Raw genomic sequence first — 22,345 nt, 5'->3', positions numbered from 1 at the left:
AGGAGAGAAGTTTATGATGCGCATTACGAACATGATGCAAAACAACAGTCTGATTCATAATTTAAACAGACATCAGCTCAACATGGACGAGACGCAGAACCAGCTTTCGACGGGACAAAGAATCCGTCTTCCGTCCGACGAGCCGGGCCGCGCCACCAATCAGATGTTCTTTCGTTCGAGATTGAACGAGTTGGATACGTTTCAAAGAAACATCGACGACGGAAATTCCCGTCTTCAGCAAATCGACGGCGAATTGGATCGTATTGGTTCCTTGTTTCAAAGAGCGAGAGTTCTCGCGGTTCAAGCGTCCAACGGTATCTATCAAGGCGATAAGGGTTTCGAACTTGAGGTCGCGATCGGAAAAGAAATCGACGAAATCTTAAGAGCGTTAGTCGACATCGCGAACACAAGGGACGCAACCGGACGTCCTTTGTTCGGCGGACACGTGATCGAAAGACCTCCTTTCGAACCGATCGAATCCAAGATCAAAGGTTTGCAGGGAATCGAACTTAAGAATCAATACATCGGCGTCGAATATCGAGGCGATATCGGAGAACAACTTCGCGAAATCGAAAAGGGGGAATACGTTCCCGTAACGATTCCGGGAAACAAGGTTTTCTGGGGAACCAATATGAGTATCACAAGCAAGGTCGATAACTCGGGTTATATCGCTTCCTCGGATCAAAAGTTCAAGATCGACGGAGTTGAGATCCAAGTGTCGGCGGGCGATACGATCGACGATATCATCGATAAGATCAACAATTCTCCCTTGGAAGTGAAAGCCAATAAACTCGCGCAGGATAACATCAGCTTAAGTTCAACTGCTCCGCATCAGATTTGGATGGAGGATGTGGAAGGCGGAACGATCTTGAGAGATATCGGTCTTGTCGATTCGGCGACGTCCGAACCGCCTAACAACTATTCGAAGTCGGCGACCGTAACTGGTCTTTCCGTTTTCGACGTGATGATCCAGTTTAGAAACGATCTCATTCAAAAGGATCAGGAAAGAATTTCAGGACGCGATCTTCAGGATCTCGATTTGGCGATGGAGAATATTCTTCGTCATCGAGCCATCGTAGGCGCGAGAATGAATCGTATGGAAGAACACGCTCAAAGAGTGGACTTCGATAAATCATACATGACGGAACTTCTTTCCAAAAACGAAGGAATCGATTTTCCCGAGACCATCATGAATATGAAGTGGTTGGAAACCGTTCATCAATACGCGTTGAACGTCGGATCGAAAATCATTAAACCGACATTGATGGACTTTCTGAGATAAACGAAAAGTTAGAACGTTTTTAACGGAAACGTCGAAGGTAAATATTTAAAATGGGAATCGAGATTCATACAAAGCCCTTTGGAAAAATGCAAATTTCGGAAAAACAAATCCTGTCTTTTCCGGAAGGTTTGCTCGGATTCGAGGATTACAAAAAGTTCGCTCTCATCGAAGAAGAGGAAGAATCCGTTTTCAAATGGCTTCAATCCGTCGAGGAAGTGGATCTCGCCTTCGTGGTGATTCCGCCTTCTCTTTTTAAGAAAGAATATAAACCCTTGATTCCCGAACAGGAATTGCAGGGAATCGGGATCGCGGAGATCAAAGAGAGTCTAACGTTGGTGATCGTTACGATCCCCGGAGAAGATCCTGCTTTGATGACGGCCAACATGCAGGGACCGATTCTCATCAACAAGGAAACCCTTTTAGGAAAACAATTCATCTCGAGAAACGAATCTCATTCCGTTCGGGAAAAAATTCTCGAATCGGCCGCAGTGGAGACGGGTTAAGTGCTGGTCTTAGCAAGGCGAACGAACGAATCGATCATGATCGGCGACGATATTGAAATCGTCATCGTCGATATCAAAGGCGATCAGGTGAAGATCGGAGTGAAAGCTCCGAGAAACGTTTCCGTTCATAGGGCCGAAGTTTATAAAGACATTCAGGAAGAGAATAAAAAAGCCGCGGGCGCAAAAATCAAACCGGAAGATCTCGGTAAAATCGGGAACATTCTCAAAAAGAAAGATTCCGGAAAAAAAGAATAATTCTTACTTGAAGGAATCGAGTTTCGAATGAAATTCTTTCAAGCCTTCGTCATGAATCGATTTCGATTTTTCATTCTATCCTTTCTTATACTTTCCTGCTTTGCGGGAATCCGAAAAGAATTGAACTATTCGTCCGATTCGATCGCGTTTTATTCTTTTGAAAACGTGGCTGACTTGCCTCCCTGGTTGGATCGAAACGCATCTTATCTTCAAAACCAGGAAAGAAATAATTTCAAAACTCTGATCGCGGACGCTTTGTATCAAATGGGAAATCGAAACGATTCTCTCATCAACGATTCCGCGTTTCGAATTTTTCCGAAGGAACTGTGCCAGGAAATCGCAGAGCGTTCCATTCGAAATTTTGAAAGTTCGCCTTCGCATGTTTTTCAACTTTGGATTTTGAAAAAAGAAGATACGATCAATCCGGGAAGAAGAATCCGAAGAACCGTCTTCTTATTATACCCGACGATCGATTCGATTCACTTTGTCTTTTTCGAATTGAATCAATTCATAGACTTTCAAACGCCTTACGCGTTTCAAGATTGGTCGAATTATTCCTTATCCGAATCCAATCTCAAACCTTCTCTTGAAGTTTTTATTCCGGACTCGGCAATCGGAATATTGTCGTATTATAAAGATACGCAGGGCGAGTCGAAGAAGTTTCACGTGGTTCTAAAAACGGGTGCGACCAAGTCCCAGGATGTAGAAGTAAAAACTCCGCAAAAGGAAAAGACGATTCAGGATTCCGAGAAAAGATTGTTGGAACTGAAAAATCTATTCGATAAAAAATTAATTTCCGAAGAAGAATACAAAAGAAAGCGCGAAGAGATTCTAAAATCGTTATAATCGATTCGAGCGGCCGAGCGGATTTCAAAAAATCGGAGCGGCTCGGTGAAGAGCCACTCCGGAGAGAATAGTGAAGAGAATTGGATTTCTCCGCCACAAACTCTATGGGAAGTCCGAGACGGAAAAGTTTCCTATAATGAACATATCCGCTGGACTGGATCTAAAAGACAGAGAAAAACGGGTTGCCCCGTTATATTTTTGATTGAAACCCGCTTACGAATTGAATTCCGTAATAATTTATTGAGTAACTTGTATTCGATCTGACGCTTTTTTTATCAAATAGAACGAATTGTAGCAGTTTATAAAAAGTTAAGAATTTCAGCTCGCGGCCTTCCCCTCTTTTTCTTCGCGATCGGCTTCAAAGGCGGCTTCCAATTGGCGCATCGCGTTCTTGGAAAACTGAATGAATTCTTTCTCGTCGTTTCGAATTTGAAACTGGCCTTTCAGGGTCAATTCGTCGTGAGCTCTGAATTTTTTAACCTTCTGTTCCACTTCCGAATCCAGAAACCCGAGGTTTCTCAAGGTTTCTCCCGCGAGTTCTAGAGCCGAAGCGAACGTATCTCTTCGAATGATTTTTACTCCGAGTTCCATGAGCTTAAAAACGTGCTCCCGATTTCGAGCTCTCGCAATGATCGTTAAATTCGGAAAATGTTTCTTAATCAATTCCACGACCTTGATGGAAATTTCTATATCTTGAACCGCTAATATAAATAAATCTGCATATTCTGCGCCTGCGGATCTCAAAAGACTCAACTTGCTCGCGTCTCCGTAGTAGATCTTGTAACCGAATTTTCTTGCTAAGTTTACTTGGTCCGGATTTCGCTCCAATGCCGTAAAACCGATTCTGTGAACGAAAAGCATCCTTGCGATGATTTGTCCGAATCTTCCGAAACCGGCGACGATCACTCGATTTTGTTCTTCGATCGAGTCCGCTTCCTGTTCTTGTTCCTTTTTGAAAATCAAATCTGAAACTTTATCTTTTACGATTCCGAGGATCGGAGTTAAACCCATGGAAAGCGTTACTACAGCGATGACCAAGTCCGCTCTTTCTCGAGGAAGAATAGAAAGAGAAACACCGACTCCTAAGATTACGAATGCGAATTCTCCGCCTTGAGAAATCGTCACCGAAAGATTGAGAGAAGATTCTTCGTTGTGTTTGGAGATTCTTCCCAAAAGATAAAGAATGGTCGCTTTAACGAACATAAGCGTTAATGCGAATACCAACACGAGAATCGGATCTTTTAAAACTTCTCCGAGATTGATCGACATTCCCACCGCTAAAAAGAATAAACCCAAGAGAAGGCCTTTGAACGGTTCGAGATTGGATTCCAATTCGTGTCTGTATTCCGAGTCGGCAAGAATAACGCCGCCTAAAAAGGAACCGAGCGCCATGGATAAACCGACTTGATCCATCAACAACGAAACTCCGATTACGATCAGAAGAGAAAGAGCGGTGAAAATTTCGTGATTCCCTGTGGATGCGACAAGTCTGAACAAAGGACGGGCTAAAAATCTTCCCGCTAAAATCACGGCAAGAATCGTTCCGACCGCTAAAAGAATTTGTTTCATTCCTCCTTGCGAACCCGGATCGGCCGCGGATTCCGCTAAGAAGGGAAGCATCGCCATAATCGGAATTACCGCCAGATCCTGAAACAAAAGGATCGCAAACGCGCTTCTTCCGTGCGCTGTGTTGAGTTCGTTTTTTTCTCCCAGAACTTGAAGAGCAAACGCCGTAGAAGATAATGAAATGCTAATGCTGATTACGATGGCCTGCGATTTTTCCAAACCCAAAAATGATAATGCGACAAAGAATACGAGAGATGTTAAAACGACTTGCAGCCCGCCTAAACCGAACACAGGTCTTCTCAAAATCCAAAGTCTTTGCGGTTTCAATTCAAGACCGATCAAAAATAAAAGTAAAACGACTCCGAACTCGGACAAATGAAGAATACTATCCACGTCGGTTATCAAACCGATTCCCCACGGTCCTATGATCGTACCTCCGATCAAGTAACCGACGACAGAACCGAGTCCGATTCTTTTAAAAAGCGGAACCGAGATCACGGCCGCAGACAAAAATACGATAAGAGTTATGAGTAAGTTATGATCCTGCATTCTTTATCCTAGATTACTTAGACGATAAGACCTAAGCGCGTACGAATTAAAACAATTTCATAAAGGAAATTACGAACGAGTGCGCGTCGCCCGGCCATCTTGAAGAAACGTAATTTCCGTCCGTAAGCGAGTGACCTCTTTTTAACTTCTTATGATTGTCTCGGAAGATCGGTTTCGGTCCGAAGTGAAAGTCTTTCGGATCTTTCAGATTCGATTTAACTTCTTCCTCGACCGATTGCGGATAGGTTCGATAATAATTTCCCAACCACAATCTCGTTAAATTCCAAGCGGCCATCTCTTGCGATTTCAAAAGCGCGGTCGTTTTTTTTCCGTAAAGAATGGAACGATCCGTTCCGGGCAATTTACTACGAGCGGCCAAAACGACCCCGTGACAAATCGCACCCACGGGTTTGCCCGTCGCAAAGAACGACCCGACAAAGTTCTGAAGTTCTTTCGATTCCAAATATTCTTTCATTCCGGGAGCGTGACCGCCGGGAAGAATCAAACCTTCGTAATTCCCCGGTTTTAAATCCTTATACGAAAGAGGATTTTGAAACTGAGGATCGGAAATCATTTCGTCATAAGCCGCTCTCGCTTTTTTATGTGCGATCAAAAGAGGTTTCCAAATTCCGAGTCCTTTGCCTGTGAGCATTCTAAAATCCGCAACTCCGGGTTTGCCGTTCGGAGTCGCAAAAAAAACTTCGAAACCGTTCTCTTTGAGGGTTTTCCAAGGAATAGCGGCTTCGGAAGGATCGAAGTCAACGGAAGGAAGAGGAATGAGAATTTTATTCTTAGCGGCCATGGATCGATTCTATCCTTTCTCGAAAAAAATCAACACCTTAGAATGTTTCGATACGCGTTCGGTTAAAAATGTACTTATTCTCGGATTTCGAGAAAACGGGTAAAAATTTTCTTGACGAAAGGGAGAATTATGTATTTTGTAAAATTAAATTGTGCACAATCTAAATGGAGATTGAAATGAGCCAGACATTGTACGACCTCACCGCAACACTCAACAGCGGCAAAGATCAAAAATTGGAAGATTATAAAGGTAAGGTTCTCTTAATCGTGAACACCGCGAGCGAATGTGCTTTTACTCCTCAGTATGCGGGACTTCAAACGCTCTACAGCAAATACAAAACGAACGGACTCGAGGTTCTCGGGTTTCCGTGCGATCAGTTCAAACATCAGGAGCCCGGTTCCGATGAAACGATCAAAGCTTTCTGTCAAAGAAATTACGGAGTCGAATTTCCGATTTTCAAAAAGATCGACGTAAACGGAGACAATGCACACCCTGTGTTTCGTTTTTTGAAAAACGAGGCGTCCGGATTTTTCGGAAACTCGATCAAGTGGAACTTTACGAAATTCTTAGTCGACAAACAAGGAAAAGTCATCAAACGTTTTTCTCCGATGACAACTCCGGAAAAGATCGAAAAAGAAATACAGGAACTCCTAAAAAAATAAAAGACCGAACCGTCCCATGAAAATGGGACGGAATCTTATTATGACGACCGCGAAAGACCTCTATCTTGAAAATCAAATTTGTTTTCCGCTCTATGCGTGTTCAAGGGCGGTTACCGCTCTTTATCGTCCGATCTTGGACGAGCTGGGACTTACGTATCCTCAATATCTCGTTCTTCTCGTGCTTTGGCAAGAGGACGGATGTAGCGTAAAGGAAATCGGAAAAAAATTATATTTAGATTCGGGAACTTTAACACCGTTGTTAAAACGACTGGAAGATTCGGAACTTGTAATTCGAAAACGTTCCGAAGAAGACGAACGTTCGGTTCAAATCTTTCTTTCCGGCAAAGGTAAAAAGTTAAAGGACAAAGCGCTTTGCGTTCCGACTCGTCTTTTGGAAAATTTCGACGTGGATAAAAAAAGTCTCAACGATCTCAAAAACGATTTGGATCGTTTGCTTTCACTTCTTTCCGAAAAAGCGGAAGTTTAAATTTTTAAATTCTATTTTTGGATTTTAGAATTTCCGCGATTCCTTCCTCAAAATCCGTACGAAACCGAAATCCCAGTTCTTTTTGAATTCGATCCGAAACTACGATCGAAGATTCTTGGATGTATTCCAAATTGATTTTCTTTTTCGTAATCTTCGTCAAAACTCCGTTCGCAACGTTGAACAAGAATAGAATCAACCCTTTGAGTTTTAAGGTTAGAAAGAATTTTCCTGGCATCAGTTTTGAAAGAAGAATCCGAATGTCTTCGGAAGATAAGGCGCGGGGATACGCGACGTTGAAGGTTTTTCCGGAAGCTTTATTCCATTTTTCTAATACGAGTAAAATCGCAGCGATCACATCGGAAGAATGAACCATGGATTTTTTGAAATTCGGATTTCCTGAATAAAGAAGAATTCCGTACCGAAACAAAGTCAGAACCTTATTTAGAAAACTTTTATTCGTAGGTCCGTAAACCGATGCGATCCTCAGAATTACGAACTGGTTTTTCGATTTTTGGATCAAGGCTTCGCATTCTCTTTTGGAAATCGCGTAAAACGTATTTCCGTTTAACGAAGACGATTCGTTTACGGGTCGATCCGAAAATCCGTAAACGGAAGAAGAGCTTGAAAATAAGATTCCGGTTTTTTTATTCTTGGATGCGAACTTGAGAATCTTTCGCGTGGAAAGTTCGTTTCCTTTTCTGTATTCTTCCAAGGTGGAAGCTTCTCCGCTTACTTTGCCCGCAAGATGGATGATGAAATTCGAATTTTCTTCGATGGAAAAATCGGATTCGTTTTCAAGATCGACTTCGTAAAAAACGAAGTTCGAATGAAAACGAATCGTATCGGGAAAGGAAGAAAGTTTTCTTCCGATGCAAACGACTCGGTACTCTTTGAGTAATTCCGGAACGAGAATCAGACCTAAGGAACCGCTTCCTCCGGTCACGAAAACGGTTTTAACGGAATTTTCTTTCTCGTACATGCGGCCATCGTGATTCTTCCATAAGGATAAAGAAGAATTTTTTAAATTCCATTTCGATTTTTAATCTCGACAGAGCGAAAATAAAAACGATACTTGTGGTTCAAAATCCAAACTTAGAGAAGGATACGATGAAAAAGATTTTTTCAGCGCTTTTGATTTTAACTTGTATGTCCGTTCTTTCCTTTTGCCGTTCCGAGGAGAAAAAACAACCTCCAAAACAAGAGTTTCAACCCAATTCCGATATTAGAACTTTCGAAGTGGGAATGGTTAAGGAAGGTGACAAAAGAATCAAAGCGGAAGCGGTTTTAGGGACTCCATCCGTGGAACTCAACACGCAAGACGGCGCGGTTCTGGAATGGTATTTGGTTTCCACCGATTATCAAAAGAATTCTTATAAGACATTGGCGGAAAAACCCGCAGCGATCACGGAAGATACGAAGTTCATCAAACTCACGATCGATAAGAAAGGTGTGATTAAAAAAATGGAATATAAACTCTAAGAAAGGGTTTACTCCGCAGTATCGTCTTCCAGTAAATCCAATCCCGCGATTCCGACCAAAAAGTCGAGAAGCTCCGCGGGATTGAATCCGAGTCTGATTCCCGCATAAAGCCCCAAGTAAATTTCGATCTGATAAAGAAAACTTTTCGGATAGCCGTCTTTCTTTTTATTCAAAGCTTGTAATGCGTTTTGAATTGCCGGATCGTTTCGATCGAAACTTTGTTCTTCGATAAATCGTCTGTAGAATTCTTCCTTCTTTCTTTTTCTTCTTTCCGCAACTGGAATATTGTAAAAGGAAAGATATCGAAGTTTTTGACTTTTGATGTTGTATCGTTCGTTTAAAAATTCGGGAACCTTGTCGCCCGGAGTTTTTGAGTCTTGCAGATTTTTTAATTCTTCCGCGACTTCCGGAGAAATCTCTTCGGAAGATTCTTCCGTTTCGGTTGTTTGTGTTTCAACACCCAATGGAAAAAAAGTATCGCTTCCTAAAATTCCGAAGATCAATTGTTGGGATCGATAAGAACCGAAATAACCGCCGCGAAGACCGTAACCTTTTCCTAAATCCCGTTTACCCGGCGCGGTTTCACCGCCTTGAAAAACAAAACCTCCGGCTAAAGGACCGATTCTAAATCCGATTCCGTAACCGGGAGTTTCCACACCCGCGGTGAAAATATCTTTAAAATCGTTTTTTCTATTTTGAAGATAAGTCGCGCAATTTGTCGAACCGATGAAAAAACAAATCGAGAATATGAAAAAAAACAACCGGCGGTGTTTCTTTTTGGAATCGGATAAAATCACAAACCCACTCTGTTTTGATTTGTTCCTTACGCAACCCGGAAAAAGAAAACGAAAGAAGGTGTTTTCTGATTGTTTCCCGCATTCTTCGCTTCTCAATAGCAATCAGAATGGAAGAAATAAAACCATCCGCACTGATTTCCGCCAATATCGCCGTTTTGGGAGGAGGACCGATGGGAGTCTTTCTTTCCACTTATCTTTCACCGCAAGCGAAGGAAGTTTGTCTTTGGTATGACGATCGAAAAAGAGCCGCAAAGATCGAAAAGGAAAGAATCACAACCATACTCGAGGATTCGATCACTCTTCCCGAAAACATCCGCGTAAAGAGCGAGTTCGATTTTTTAAAAAACGGATCTTGGATTTTAATCATCGCGGTCCCGTCTCGGTTGATGGAAGGAATTTTGGACGAGTTGAGCAAGGTTCTGGATAAGAATTCTTCGCATTATATTTTTACGTTTACGAAAGGTCTTTTGTCCGCGGCCACGAGAAGAAAGACAAATTGCATTACATATTCTGAATATATTCAAAAACTTTCAAGCGCGGGAGAATTTAAGAATATCGAATATACCGCCGTCAACGGTCCGAATCTTTTAGGAGAACTCAAACGAGGTCATCATAGTTTTTATTGTCTCGCTTCTTCGGGTTCCGAATCCGTGGAAATTTTCGAAACCTTGTTCGGAGATTCGAGAAGTCATACGAAAACGTACGAGGACTTGGTCGGTCTGGAAGTGTTCGGAGTGATGAAAAATCCGATCGCGATCGCTTGCGGAATCGCGTCCGGCATTCCCGAATGCGGAAGCAACTTCGAAGGAGAATTGATCAGCCTCGGTTATTCGGAGATCATTTCCCTTTTGGAAGCTCTTGAAATTCCGACCAGACCCGTGCAAGACTACGGACTCGCCGATTTGATTGCGTCCTGCACTTCGCGTTTTAGTAGAAACAAAGCGTACGGACATAGATTCGTTCATAAGTTGATTTCCGGAGAAGATCAACCGAACCTAATCGAAAGAATCGAACTCTTTTTTAACCCAGCCGAGTTCATCCAAAAGGAAGTCAGTCAAAGCGAAAGTCACGTCGAAGGTGCGTTTGCTCTGGCGTCTATCACCGCTTTGGCGGAGGAAAAAAAGATCGAAATTCCTCTCTACAACACTTTGTTTCAAATTCTTACGAGAAGGGTTTCGCCGACCGAGTTGATCCGCTTCGTTTCCAAATCGACATCGGACGAGGTGCGTCATATTTCCAAAACGGCGACAAAACGTTCCGGTTTGGGAATGGCTTCCGGTAAAAAATTCCAAGAAGCTTTGGGTAAGAATGTTTTTCGTCATATCAACGGACAACCGGGAATGGCGGATCGAATCGTAAAACAATCTTCTCTACTCGTAAAAGCATTAGAAAAACGTTATAAAGAAGCGCAAGAATCGAACGATATCACGGATCTGATTCAAATTCCGAAAGAGATACAACTTTGGAAGGAACTCGAGCAGAAATTTCAGGAAAAGGGTAGCAAAGACATCACGAGAATTCTGGATTTTTACGTTTCGGAAATCGCCGACGATTATAAACCTTTTTTGAGGGATACGCTGATTCATTTGATCGCTCCGACTCGTTACGTCTTAAGCGGTTTTAAACCGGGCGCGGGATTGCCGAAGATCGGCGGTTGTGTCAAAGAGGTAAAGGCGCTCGCTTCGAGATACGATATTCTTTATACTCCGACTCATAGATCGCATTTGGATTCCGTCGAAGTCGCCTTCGGTTTAAAATGGCTAGGCCTTCCCGTGCCGAGATACGCCGCCGATAAAAAAGTGATGGCGACTCCGGGTTTGGCGAACGTTTTGAAATCCCTCGGCGCCTATATGGTGGATAGAAAACGAAATCGTAATATTCTATATTTAGAATGTTTAACGCAGTACTCCACGATGATGTTGGAGGCCGGAATTCCGACCTTGGTTTATCCGGAAGGAACGCGTTCGAGAACAGGCGGAATCATTCCGATTAAAACGGGAATTCTATCCACTTCGGTGGAAGCCTACAAACATACGGGTTCGGAAGTGATCGTGGTTCCGATCGCGTTGTCCTACGAAAACGTTCCCGAAGACGAAGAATTCTGCGGAAGCGATAAGAAGCCGGGCTTTAAGGATTTCTTTTATAAAAGAACGGAAGTTTATATGGATCTTTGCGAACCGATTCCGGTTTCAAGATACATACACGAAGAGGACCCGACCGGATCGATCGGATTCGAGATCACGCAGGGTTGGAGAAAATACAGAAGAATTCTTCCCAATCAATTGATCGCACGTTTGCTTGTAGAAAGCGGTTCCGATATTGCCGTCGGCGATCTGAAAAATCTGATCAAAGAAACCATTCTTACCAAAAAAGGAAATTATCTCACTCAGGATTCCGACGAAATCTTGAACCGAGGTCTTAAGGTTTTAAAACAAAGAAAGATCATCTCTTTGGAGAACGGAAACGCAAAAGTATTGGATCCGAATTTAATCCAATACTATGCGAATATGTGCACGGACGAATTTTCTTAATTCTTCAATCGACTTTGATTTTAGAAGCGAGAAGAATCGCTCGTTTGCGAAGTGAGGAAATTTCTTCTCCCTTTGTTGAATAAGAAAGCGTTACGCCCATTCTTCGATACGGTCTCGTAACCGGTTTACCGAAAATTCTAAAGTCGGACTCGGACATTCCCGATGCGATATCCAAACCTTTCACTTCGGGAGTTTTACCGTCCGTACCGGAAAGAATCACCGCGCTTGCGCCCTTTCTTTCGAGTGTGATTTCCTGAATCGGAATTCCTAAAATCGCGCGAAGATGAAGTTCGAACTCGTTGAAGTTTTGTGTTCCGGCTAACGTAACCATTCCCGTATCGTGCGGTCTTGGAGAAAGTTCCGAAAAATAAACGCGGTCCTTCGTTAAAAAGAATTCAACTCCCCAGATTCCCGAACCGGTCAGCTCTCTCGTAACCGCATCCGCCATTCTCTGAGCTTCTTTCAGTTGTGTTTCCGAAATCTCAGCGGGTTGCCAGCTTTCTTGATAATCGCCCCGTTCTTGTCTATGACCGATCGGAGGACAAAAAAGAGTTTTGCCGCTTTTTTGAGTAACGGTTAAAAGAGTGATCTCGGATTCGAAAGGAACGAATTCTTCTACGATCACTTCCGCGGCTCCGGCGCGGCCTTTCGTTTGCGAGGCTTCCCAGGCTTTGGAAATTTCTTCCTCGGACTTGATGACGGATTGTCCTTTGCCGGAGGAAGACATGAGAGGTTTTACAACACAAGGAAGTCCTAATGCTTCGATGGCCTTTCTCAATTCTTCTTCGGAGGACGCGTATAAATATTTTGCGGTGAGAAGGTTCAGATCCTTTGCGGCCAAGTCCCGAATCGCCTTACGATTCATCGTAAAGTTTGCGGCCTTTGCCGAAGGAACGACTTGATAACCTTGTTTTTCGTAATCGTAAAAACGTTCGGTTCGAATCGCTTCGATTTCGGGAACGATCAGATCCGGTTTGTGTTTTGCGACGACTTGATCCAGAAGATCTCCGTCCAACATGTTGATGATTTCTTTTTCGTGAGCGACTTGCATCGCAGGCGCGTTATCGTAAGAATCGACGGCGACAACGTATTGCCCCAATCTTTGAGCCGCGATCACGAATTCTTTGCCGAGTTCTCCCGATCCTAAGAGAAGAATTTTCTTTTTCATAGTCTTGCTGGCAGACTGAAAGAATTGTTCGAAAGATCAAAAAGAAAATCGAATCGAAATGTCAAATTTCGTTCGGCGCATTTCGATTCTTATTTGGTTTTCGTTTTGATTTGAAAGGTCTGATAGTCCACGTAGTTGACTTCGCTTTTATTGACGCGAACCACTCCGCTTGGAGTATGAAGAATCAATCGATCTCCGATTTGAGTCACGATCGCGCCGGAAAGTTTTGTGCCGTCTTCTTTTACGACGATCTCGAGAACGTTGTAGTATTCCCGGATTTTAGCCTCGTCTTTGAGTCCGCTTGCTTCCGCTTTGTTTTGGATATTTTCCAAGGCTTGATCCAGTTTAGAATTCTGATCGTTTTGAATCTCGGAAGAAATCGAAGAGATCACCGGTTGATTCGGATCGGGATTGGATTCGGTCAATGCTTTTGCGACCAGATTCGAATCCACCTGAACGAGAGTTTCGATCTCGGCCGTTTCTTGCGGAGATTCGGTAAAAGCCGCTTTTTCGGGAGAATGATTTTCCATCTTTCGAATCGCTTCGAATTCCTTGGCGATTTCCTCGTTTTGTTCCATTCTCGTCAAGATCAACTGAATCATATGATCGAGATCCGGCTTCACGTAAGAGGATTCTCCGTTTTCTAAAACGACTTCGTTCTTTTCCAAGAATGTTATGAATTCCTGATAGAGTTCTTTGTCCTTAGCTTCTTTGTCTTCCAAAATCTCCTTCGGAATTTTGAAACTGATCGCGACCGCGCCTTCGTAAACTTTTACCTTGGGAGGTTTTCCGTCGGTAAGTTCAAAGGAGAATGTAGTGCCTCTTACGCCCGCAACCGTTGTCGGAGTGGAAATGTAAAACGATTCGTTCGTTTTGAGTTTGTTGGTTTTGATCAACAATTCGCCGGCTTGTACATAGAGATTCGTTTCTCTTTTTTGCGGGTTGGAGATATTTTTTAGAACGAGTTTCGTATAGGATTTGATACGGATGATTTCGCCGTTTCCAGTTTGAATGTCGATCGATCCGGAAGAGGTTTGAAGTCGATCGTTCTCCTTAAGCAACAGACCGACCGAAGGTTTTAGTTTTTTTCCGTTCCGAAGAATTTCCGCGTCGCCGCTCTGAAAAACGACGATCATCCCGGTCGGAACGGGTTCGTCTTTGATCAACAAAGACGAAATAAAACGGCATGAAAAATTAGAACAGAAGATTAGAGTCGCGAGAAACAGCGCGGAAAGGATTTTAGTTCGCATCTTAATTTCCTAATGTGATGATATGAATCGTTCTATCGAATCTGTTAGAAACAACCGTCAGAAAATCGAAAATTTCCACATTGGAGAATATTTTATTTCCAAAGTCGGATAAATTCAAATCAATTTGAGAATTTAGATTCGTTTACCGAAGGCGGCTTCGCCTTTCATCTTCTTTCTGCGATATGCGTTCGGATTGGTTCCCGTGAACTTTTTGAATTCGAGATAAAAAGTGGATTTGGAACTGAATCCAGCGCGACTTCCGATTTCCGCGGTGGTTTCCTCGGGATGATCCAGAAGAAGTTTTTTGGATTCTTCGATTCTGTATTGATTGATCAGCGAAGGAAAATTATTTCCGAATTCTACGTTGATGATTTCGGAAAGTTGATGAAGACTTAAACCGAGTTCCTTGGCGATATTCTCCTCTTTCAGGGATTTCTGAAGATAGATCTTTTTCTTTTCCAAAAGATTCTTCACGTTTTGAACGATCTCGCTTACGTTGAGGGAACTCGTCGTCGACTTTCTCGTTTGCGCGGATTCTTTTTCTTCGGTTTGTTGCGCGGTTCTTCGATTGAAAAATTCGTTCAATGCAAAACTCGCCAAAACGGAATGGAACGGAAGAAACAGCACCACTCCGAAAACCGAAAAGGAATTAAACGGATAAAAATCGAAATGAAAGATCGTTTTATACGTATCCAAAAGCAGAAACGCCGTCCAAGACGCGGTATAAAGCAAACCGATCGGAGAGTTGGGACGAAAGAATTGATAATGAACTCGGATGAAGTAGTACGAGGAAAGTCCTACTGTAGCCACTAAAAGAAGAATTCTATGATCGTACCAGGATTGCAAAAGAGGAATCAAAGAATATAAAATTCCCAGGGCGCTCGCGATCCAAAAAAACATCGAACGATATACTTTTTTCTGATTGGCCCTATCGATCGTAAACAGATACAAAAACAGGAAAACGTGCGAGATCGCTAGGAATAGAAAATAACTGTGTCTGAATAAGTTGTTCGTGTTTCCTGCGATTTCCGCGAAACTTCGACCGTGTAAAAAATAAAACGTGATCAACACCGAAACGATATATAAAGGAAGCGTGATGAAGATCGGGCTTTTGAAGCGATAATAACCGAACAAAGAATAAAAAACCGCGATCGCTACGATTCCTATGATCGAATAGGGAATGATGGATCTGAGTCTTTTGTGAAGTTCGTATTCTTCCAGACCGAGCATTCGGATTCTGTAATTGATGTCCTCGTTGGATACTACGAAAAGATAATAGATCCTGGTCTCGTTCGGTTCCAGATCCAACCGGAAATGCGGTAAGGACGCGAGAATTTTTTCATCCGATGTCGAACCGGAATATCCGGAACTCGCCGAGACGAATTTTCCATTCTTATCAAAAAAACAAAGTTGCGTATCGGGAACGTTCAACCATCCCAATAAAAGAATTCTGCTTTGTACGATCGGCTCCGCGTTGTGTACGCTAAAACGAAGCCAGTTTCCAAAAGGAGTTCTTTTTACGCGAAGAACGTTGCTCGAAATCGGATGCCATTCGAGATCTTCCAAACCTACGATATGTTCGGGGGAACAACCCGCGAATTGCTGACCTCTATAACGATATTCGATCAAAGAACTGATGTTTTTAGAGGAAGTGTCCTGATCCAACAATACGGATTCGGGGTGGGCGAGGATCGGAGAAAAGGAAATAAAAACACCGAGAATCAGCGTAAAAATTTTAAAATTCGACGTTAGATTCTTATACATTCCGTTTCCGAGTCCTTGTTTCGCAATATTTACCGAAGGAGATATCATCGTTTTTGAAAACGTTTCTGAAGCAAATTGAGTTTTTATTTTTTTCCCCGGAAAACCGGACTGCTTCGATTTCTTTTTTTCCTTTCTCGCCCTCGATATTTTTAGGATGGATTTTTCCCGGAAAATGAAGTTTGCACCAGTACTTTTTTAAAATTCGTTTCTAAAAAAGAAAATTCTTCATTTTTAAACGTGAATTTTCATTTCTTAAAACGGGAACCCTTTTCACTTTCCAATTTTATAAAGTTAGACAGTTTTTTAGAAATCTTTCCCCCGCGGAAAAGACTTTCTTTTTTGCGAAAAACCGGTATAAATCCCGAGCAATTCTTTCATAAATTAACGATTTGAATTCTATTTTAAGCAAGGATGCGTGATTCAATCGGCATACGTTATATGCTTTAAGGTTTAATTTTCAGATTCTTTTTATGTCGCCCAAGAGAATTTGTACGGTTTGCTAAAATTTTCCAAGAAATCCGATTTTTCAAAAAGTGATTGTCCAATTTTATAATCCTGGAAAGTCTATTCCCTCAGTAGGGGATTGTAGAGAGTAGGTTTCAATTTCTTTTCCTTCCCTTGTAAATAGAGATTACCGCGGCTCAGTTTGAACTCTTAAATCGGGTTTCGGAATCTTAAAATCATGGAGTTAGCTGATTATGGATATGCACGCAGTTTTAGAAAATGTGCTGAACCCGCCGGTGTTGTTCTTCTTCCTCGGGATGGGAGTGGTCTTTTTCAAATCGGATTTGGTAATCCCCGAATCGTTGTCTAAATTCTTCTCAATGTATCTCCTTTTTGCCATCGGCTTTAAGGGAGGACACGAGCTTTCCAAGACCGCCTTCAGCCAAGAGCACCTTTTTACTCTGCTCGCTTGCTCGATCATGGCGCTTGCGGTACCGATTTACGCTTATTTCGTTCTTAAGATTAAGTTGGATAAGCACAACGCGGCGGCTTTGGCCGGTTCTTTCGGTTCCATCAGCGCGGTGACCTTCGTAACTGCGGGTGCATTCTTGCACAACCTCGGAGTTGAATACGGCGGGTTTATCGTTGCCGGTATGGCTTTGATGGAATCTCCGGCGATCGTAATCGCGGTGATTCTGGATCGTCTGAACAAGAACAAGATGAACGGCGGTGGAGCGATCAACTGGAAAGCGTTGTTTCACGAAGCTCTTTTCGGTTCTTCCATCTATCTTCTTGTGGGAGCTTTGATCGTTGGTTACATCACCGGTGATTCCGGTTGGAAAGCCGAGAAACCTTTTGCGGATGATCTTTTCAAAGGGATTTTAACTTTCTTCCTTTTGGATATGGGAATCTCCGCTGCTCGTAGATTTAAGGAATTGGCTCACGTAGGATTCTTCTTAATCGCGGCGGCAATCGGTTTGATGGTCGTGAACGCGGCTTTAGGTTTGGTTCTTACGAAAATTATCGGAATGCCGGTCGGCGACGCTCTGATGTTCGTAGTGCTTTGCGCTTCCGCATCTTACATCGCGGTTCCTGCCGCTATGAAGGATATGATCCCGGAGGCAAACCCGAGTATTTATCTCACGGTTGCGCTTTCGATCGTATTCCCGATCAACATCGTAGCGGGAATTCCTCTCTACTACTACTTGGTGACTCTGACCTAAGGAGAAGATGCCGGTTTTCTCGACGATTCTCCCCATTTTTTTTATGGAAAATCGTCGAGAACCGATTCATACTTTAGCATTCAATAATCTCGTACGAATCTCTTCCTTGCGGAGAGCTTCGTATCGAAGTATAAGATTCTTTTTTACTGAAATAAAAACGAAGGTTAAATCAAAATGACTTCGAACCAAAAAACAAACACATTCAAAATAGGTTTCATTCTGTTCTTTCTCCTTTCCTCCGGGACTGGAGCCGTTTTCGCTCAAGGCACTCCGACCGCGGAGATTAAACCCGCAACATCGGATCCAGCCACCGCCGCTAAACCAACAGAAACAAAAACGGACGACGCCGATTTTGTTTCTCCGATGAAAAAAGGCGGACTGAGCGCCGAATACAATCGACATATGTTTATCGAGCCCGAACTCGCTAAAACGGTTAACAAATACTCGAATAAACTTTGGGTAAACGATTGGATCAAATTGGGATTTTATCTGAGACCCAGATACGAATCCAGAAATAACTTAAACTTCGATAAATCCAATCACGCGTATACGGATCGGATCATGCAGACTTCTGCGTTTTACTTTCTGATCGATCCGAGTCCTTACGTGACTTTCAAGATCACGGTACAGGACACTCGAGTTTGGGGTGGAGAATCTCCCGCAAACGTCGGGGACATTCGTTCCGGTTTTTTCAACAACACACCTACTCTAAGTTCGGATCCGAACACTCCGGGTAAACCGAACAACTCAATCGCTCCGAACAGCACGAGCATTCGGGAAGCGTTCGTGATGATTAAAAAACTTCCTCTGGATGCAAAGGTTCAAGTCGGTAGACAGATTTGGGCTTACGGCGATCAGAGAATGCTCGGGGGCGCAAACTGGACGATCAACGGTTTGTCCTATGACGGCGCGCGCGTTATGTTCGATTACGAGAATTTCAGTTCTCACTTTTTTATGGCGAGACCGTATTGGACTCAAAGCGGTGTGAACGGGGTTCTTTCGGCGAACGACCCGAAAGTGAATTCCACTACGCCGAATACGAATCCGTCCGCTTCTCAGTCGGATACGACTCTTTTCGGTACCTACAATTCCATCAAAATTCTAAACGAAGCCGTATTAGACGTTTATAATATAGACGTCGTTAAGAAATGGATTCCTCAGACGACCCCCGCGTCCACGGCGGACGACGTTCTCGCGCAAAACCGGAAAAGACAAAGCGATATGCTTTACACGACCGGTTTTCGTCTTACGAACAGAACCAACAAGAACAACCTCCCCGAAGGAAAGTCTTGGGATTGGACGATTGAAAGTGCGTGGCAGAATGGTTATAACGGACAAAGAATTCATAAACAATATTTGGGTTACGATATTCCGGGCAACATCGAAGGAGCTCCTCTTGCGGATATGAAAACCGAAAGAGTGAAATACTCGGGACGTTTTCACGTGGTTCAAACCGGTTATACGTTTGCGGATAAATTGAGAGTGGGCGCGCAATATACGTATGCCTCAGGGGATAATAACCGCTCGGACGGAAGCGTGGGAACGTTTCAAACACTCGTTAACCCTCGTTTCGGCGTGATTCCTTATTGGAACAACGTAGCGGGTCTTTCCGAAAACATCGATACGAAGAACCTCAGTTCTTGGAACGCGAACATCACCTATAAACACGAAAAATGGGGTATGTTCCAAGTCGCTTATATCATCAACGATAAGGTTCAGAAAAACGACGCTTGGTACGCGATCAACGGAGGCGCCAACTCCATCGCGGGTTCCGCACTTTCTTCTCCCGTAGCAACGACGACTAACGCAACCGGCACGATTGCGGCTGCGGGTTCCACGGAAAACTACACAGGAAACGCTTACACGCAATCTTATTCGACAGGTAGAAACATTTATAACGAATTGGATTTAACGTGGATGTTTCAAGTGAACGACAACGTGTCCATCTGGACCGGAGCCGGATTCTTGATCGCGGGAAATTCGATTCGAAATTACAGAAACAGTCCTTTGCTCTACAACGGATCAACCGGTCAGTTTGAATTGAACCCGTCCGCGTTTATGAAGCAACATACTTCGGCGAACAACGCCAGCGTATTTTTCTTTCAAGTGAACGCCGCTCTTTAGAAAAAGGAGGCTTAATAAGCCGATGATCATTCTATCTTATCTGATAGTCGCAATGTCCCTTATCGCGCCTTTCCTTGTGGGAAAGGTGCTCGGTAAGAATTTTTTCGGACAGGACACGGCCATATTCATTGGTCTTACTCTTCAAGGAATCTTGGGGATTATCACCTCGATATATGTCTACGGGTACGAACACCGTAAGAGAACCACGGTCCTTTTGGGTTACGCGGTTTTCTTTCTCAGTACGGGACTTTGTTATTTAGTAGGAAAGACTTTGTGGTTGGTTCTCTTTTGGGAATTGTCCACGGTAAGCGCATTTCTTCTTTATCAAGGCGGTAAATGGACTCCGAACTCGATCAAAAGTTTTATCGCGTTAGTCGTCGCTGGCGGAGTCGGAGCGTTTTGTTTTACGTATTGGATCTATTCGCCGGAAAGCGAATTCGGAAACGTCTTTTTGGTGGCCGGTCTTTTGGTAAAAGCCGCGTTTTTCGGTTTTCACTTTTGGCTTCCCGAAGCTCACTCCGGTTCTCCGGCGCACGCGTCGGCCGCTTATTCGGGCGTATTGGTGAATCTTCCTTTGATTCTTTTTCATCAACTTGTGGCGCCCTGGCTCGGGAATACGATCTATATCAAGATCTTGATTCCACTTGCGGGATTCGGAGTTCTTTGGGCCGGACTTTCTTCCTTATTTTCAAGGGACGCGAAGAAGGCCATCGCTTACAGTACGGTGGAGAATATGAACTTTCTGTTTCTCTGCATTCTTCTTTCCGCGTTGTGGAAAGACAGCGAAGTGGAGAATCTAAGAGTGTTGAGCCGATCCTTTTCGTTTCTGTTCATTCTTTCCTTAATCCATCACAGTATCAGTAAAACGTTTCAGTTTCTTTCGATCGGATATCTCACAAAAATATCAGGTTTTTCTAATGTAGATCAGAACACGGGCGTGGGGAGAATTTCCGGAATTCCGACTTCTCTTTTGAGCTTGGGAACGATCAGCTTTCTCGCGATTCCGGGAACCACCGGGTTTCTTTCGGAAGCCACCTTCGTAAAGTTAGTCGCCGGAGTTTTGGAAATTCCGGGACAAAGCGCGATTCTCGTTTTGCCATTGCTGATTCTCGTTTCTTCCGGTTTGGTTTTGGGCGCGGCGGGTCACTTGAGAATTTTTCTCGGGATGGTAATATCAAGACCGAGAACGAACTGGCCCGAGCACAAACCTTCTCGTTCGGTTTATTATTCTTTGTTTTTGAGCGGGATTTTGATCCTCGTCGTTTCTTTGGGAATTTCAGCCTACACGGTTTATTATTCTCCGACAACCGAATGGTTGGATGAGAAATGGTACAAAGGTCTTGCGATCGTGAACTTTATCGGACTCGGTATGATCGTTTTCGTGGGACTTCTCGGATTCAGAACGAAAATTTCCAAAAGAAAACTTTGGGACTGCGGGGGTAACTACGGAGGAGCGGACGTTGCGATTCCTTCGGACGGTATCTCCGATCCGTTGTTTCCTTCGTTGGGAAGATATTTCACCAATGAGCAAGGAAATTCCCGTTTAGACGAAGGCATACTTCACGGAATTATAAAATTCTTAAATGCCTTTAAGACGCGCGTAAACGAGGCCGACGAAGAATCGATCTCGATCAACCTCGCGTTTTCTTCCGTGACGGTTGTGATTCTTCTGTTTTTGATTATCGGCTTGAAGTTGGTCGAGGGAGATTTATGGAAATTATTCTTAAGTACATTGACCCAGTAATCCGAGTTCTGGCGTTTATCACTCTTCCGTTTCTTTGCGGAGGACTCGTACAAAAAATACGATCCTATTCGCAGGGAAGAGTGGGCGCTCCCGTTCTTCAGATTTTCTACGATACTTTGCGGATGATTCGGAAAAAACCGGTGGACGGTCCGTTCTCCGGATTTTTCACCGAGGCTTCTCCTTTGATCGCGTGTTTATCGGGACTTGTCGTTTGGAGTTTGGCGAGTTTCGAATGGGGATCGTTTCTTCTGATTCCGTTTTTAATCGGTATCATGAGATTCGCGTTACTCGCTTATTCCGTCGAAAACGGAACTTCCTTTGCGGGAATGGGCGCCGCGAGAGAAGTGATTCTTTACGTATTCTGCGAGCCGATTATGATTTTGGTTCTCGTGGTGTTCGAATCGCACCTCGTTTTTAATGCGAACTTCGCGAGCCTTGCTTTCGGAGGACTTTTCCTTTTAGGGACTTCTCTTGTGATTCTCGCCGAACTCGCAAAACCGCCGTTTGACGATCCGAGAACCCACCTCGAACTTACGATGGTTCACGAAGCGATGTTGCTCGAAGCGTCAGGAAGTAGAAGGGCTCTTTTCGAAATGGCGCAACAGTTCAAAACGGCGGCGTTATTTCTCTTTGTCGCAAAGATGGGAGTTTATCACGGAGAATTTTTCATAAGTAGATCCGTGTCGCCTTTTTGGCTCGATCTCGTCGCGATTCTCGGAGCGCTTTTCGTTTCCGTTTGTGTCGGTTATATCGAAGCGAACAGCACGAGAAGAAAATGGCTCTGGGTTCCCGAGTTGCTCGGTTTGAACTTTATCTTCATGCTCTTCTTGGGCATTCTTCTCAAGCTAGGTTGATCCTAAGGAAAATTT

General features: G+C 43.5%; 18 protein-coding genes and 1 pseudogene. 12 read left to right on the top strand and 7 right to left on the bottom strand.

All coding sequences use genetic code 11. From position 1 onward, the window contains the following. Window positions 1-16 precede the first annotated feature (16 nt). Genes LEP1GSC052_RS16335 through LEP1GSC052_RS16320 form a run of 4 tightly spaced genes read left to right on the top strand, consistent with a single transcriptional unit; the run spans window position 17 to window position 2,886 of the window. The gene (locus LEP1GSC052_RS16335) at window positions 17-1,282 is read left to right on the top strand and encodes a flagellar hook-associated protein 3 (RefSeq protein ID WP_010573182.1); all 1,266 of its coding nucleotides are present in this window, start codon (window positions 17-19) and stop codon (window positions 1,280-1,282) included. Between the two features lie 50 nt (window positions 1,283-1,332). After that, window positions 1,333-1,785: a flagellar assembly protein FliW gene (gene fliW, locus LEP1GSC052_RS16330; protein ID WP_010573183.1), complete on the top strand. Its 453-nt coding sequence runs from the start codon at window positions 1,333-1,335 to the stop codon at window positions 1,783-1,785. Then, a complete protein-coding gene (gene csrA / locus LEP1GSC052_RS16325) occupies window positions 1,786-2,040 on the top strand; it encodes a carbon storage regulator CsrA (protein ID WP_010573184.1) in 255 nt (84 codons plus the stop codon). A 27-nt stretch (window positions 2,041-2,067) separates the two neighbouring features. Beyond that, window positions 2,068-2,886, top strand: a complete 819-nt coding sequence (locus tag LEP1GSC052_RS16320) for an LA_1326/LA_4305 family lipoprotein (RefSeq protein ID WP_010573185.1) — start codon at window positions 2,068-2,070, stop codon at window positions 2,884-2,886. A gap of 318 nt (window positions 2,887-3,204) precedes the next feature. Here the strand turns inward: LEP1GSC052_RS16320 and LEP1GSC052_RS16315 are convergent, their stop codons facing one another. Beyond that, on the bottom strand, window positions 3,205-5,001 hold the full coding sequence (locus tag LEP1GSC052_RS16315; RefSeq protein ID WP_010573186.1) for a monovalent cation:proton antiporter-2 (CPA2) family protein: 1,797 nt from the start codon (window positions 4,999-5,001) through the stop codon (window positions 3,205-3,207). Window positions 5,002-5,047: 46 nt separating this feature from the next. After that, the gene (locus LEP1GSC052_RS16310; protein ID WP_010573187.1) at window positions 5,048-5,803 is read right to left on the bottom strand and encodes a type 1 glutamine amidotransferase domain-containing protein; all 756 of its coding nucleotides are present in this window, start codon (window positions 5,801-5,803) and stop codon (window positions 5,048-5,050) included. A gap of 176 nt (window positions 5,804-5,979) precedes the next feature. On the opposite strand from LEP1GSC052_RS16310, the gene LEP1GSC052_RS16305 reads away from it, so the two are divergent. Then, a complete protein-coding gene (locus tag LEP1GSC052_RS16305) occupies window positions 5,980-6,465 on the top strand; it encodes a glutathione peroxidase (RefSeq protein WP_040913097.1) in 486 nt (161 codons plus the stop codon). 37 nt (window positions 6,466-6,502) lie between these two features. Continuing rightward, window positions 6,503-6,952, top strand: coding sequence for a MarR family winged helix-turn-helix transcriptional regulator (locus LEP1GSC052_RS16300; RefSeq protein WP_370739519.1), 450 nt, complete (start codon window positions 6,503-6,505; stop codon window positions 6,950-6,952). 4 nt (window positions 6,953-6,956) lie between these two features. Here the strand turns inward: LEP1GSC052_RS16300 and LEP1GSC052_RS16295 are convergent, their stop codons facing one another. Beyond that, window positions 6,957-7,931 (bottom strand): NAD-dependent epimerase/dehydratase family protein, encoded by a 975-nt coding sequence (locus LEP1GSC052_RS16295; protein ID WP_010573190.1) that lies wholly within the window; start codon window positions 7,929-7,931, stop codon window positions 6,957-6,959. A 95-nt stretch (window positions 7,932-8,026) separates the two neighbouring features. On the opposite strand from LEP1GSC052_RS16295, the gene LEP1GSC052_RS16290 reads away from it, so the two are divergent. After that, on the top strand, window positions 8,027-8,431 hold the full coding sequence (locus tag LEP1GSC052_RS16290) for an LIC13410 family lipoprotein (RefSeq protein WP_010573191.1): 405 nt from the start codon (window positions 8,027-8,029) through the stop codon (window positions 8,429-8,431). Window positions 8,432-8,439: 8 nt separating this feature from the next. On the opposite strand, the gene LEP1GSC052_RS16285 is transcribed toward LEP1GSC052_RS16290, so the two are convergent. Further along, entirely contained in the window at window positions 8,440-9,228 is a 789-nt protein-coding gene (locus tag LEP1GSC052_RS16285; RefSeq protein ID WP_040913651.1) for an LIC13411 family adhesin, read from the bottom strand. A 107-nt stretch (window positions 9,229-9,335) separates the two neighbouring features. On the opposite strand from LEP1GSC052_RS16285, the gene LEP1GSC052_RS16280 reads away from it, so the two are divergent. Next, window positions 9,336-11,759 carry a 1-acyl-sn-glycerol-3-phosphate acyltransferase gene (locus LEP1GSC052_RS16280; protein ID WP_010573192.1) on the top strand — a complete coding sequence of 808 codons (2,424 nt, stop codon included), beginning with the start codon at window positions 9,336-9,338 and terminating at the stop codon, window positions 11,757-11,759. 4 nt (window positions 11,760-11,763) lie between these two features. On the opposite strand, the pseudogene purT reads toward LEP1GSC052_RS16280, so the two are convergent. The 3 genes and pseudogenes from purT to LEP1GSC052_RS16265 form a co-directional block, all read right to left on the bottom strand. Further along, window positions 11,764-12,939 (bottom strand): annotated as a pseudogene (purT, locus tag LEP1GSC052_RS16275) (formate-dependent phosphoribosylglycinamide formyltransferase); the annotation flags it as partial. Window positions 12,940-13,016: 77 nt separating this feature from the next. Then, window positions 13,017-14,177 (bottom strand): FecR family protein, encoded by a 1,161-nt coding sequence (locus LEP1GSC052_RS16270; RefSeq protein ID WP_010573194.1) that lies wholly within the window; start codon window positions 14,175-14,177, stop codon window positions 13,017-13,019. Window positions 14,178-14,309: 132 nt separating this feature from the next. After that, window positions 14,310-15,941: a helix-turn-helix domain-containing protein gene (locus tag LEP1GSC052_RS16265; protein ID WP_040913650.1), complete on the bottom strand. Its 1,632-nt coding sequence runs from the start codon at window positions 15,939-15,941 to the stop codon at window positions 14,310-14,312. A 698-nt stretch (window positions 15,942-16,639) separates the two neighbouring features. On the opposite strand from LEP1GSC052_RS16265, the gene LEP1GSC052_RS16260 reads away from it, so the two are divergent. The 4 genes from LEP1GSC052_RS16260 to LEP1GSC052_RS16245 all read left to right on the top strand — a co-directional run bounded on the left by LEP1GSC052_RS16260 (window position 16,640) and on the right by LEP1GSC052_RS16245 (window position 22,330). Continuing rightward, window positions 16,640-17,608: a sodium-dependent bicarbonate transport family permease gene (locus tag LEP1GSC052_RS16260; protein WP_020986827.1), complete on the top strand. Its 969-nt coding sequence runs from the start codon at window positions 16,640-16,642 to the stop codon at window positions 17,606-17,608. Window positions 17,609-17,782: 174 nt separating this feature from the next. After that, window positions 17,783-19,732 (top strand): alginate export family protein, encoded by a 1,950-nt coding sequence (locus LEP1GSC052_RS16255; RefSeq protein ID WP_010573197.1) that lies wholly within the window; start codon window positions 17,783-17,785, stop codon window positions 19,730-19,732. Window positions 19,733-19,754: 22 nt separating this feature from the next. Further along, the gene (locus tag LEP1GSC052_RS16250) at window positions 19,755-21,476 is read left to right on the top strand and encodes a proton-conducting transporter transmembrane domain-containing protein (protein WP_010573198.1); all 1,722 of its coding nucleotides are present in this window, start codon (window positions 19,755-19,757) and stop codon (window positions 21,474-21,476) included. Then, the gene (locus LEP1GSC052_RS16245) at window positions 21,443-22,330 is read left to right on the top strand and encodes an NADH-quinone oxidoreductase subunit H (RefSeq protein ID WP_010573199.1); all 888 of its coding nucleotides are present in this window, start codon (window positions 21,443-21,445) and stop codon (window positions 22,328-22,330) included. Before LEP1GSC052_RS16250 ends, LEP1GSC052_RS16245 begins: the two co-directional genes overlap by 34 nt. Window positions 22,331-22,345: the final 15 nt, after the last annotated feature.

This window comes from Leptospira kmetyi serovar Malaysia str. Bejo-Iso9 (assembly GCF_000243735.2).
Lineage (GTDB): Bacteria > Spirochaetota > Leptospiria > Leptospirales > Leptospiraceae > Leptospira > Leptospira kmetyi.
The sequence above is the reverse complement of the archived record's forward strand: the minus strand, read 5'-3'. Positions and strand labels throughout refer to the sequence as shown.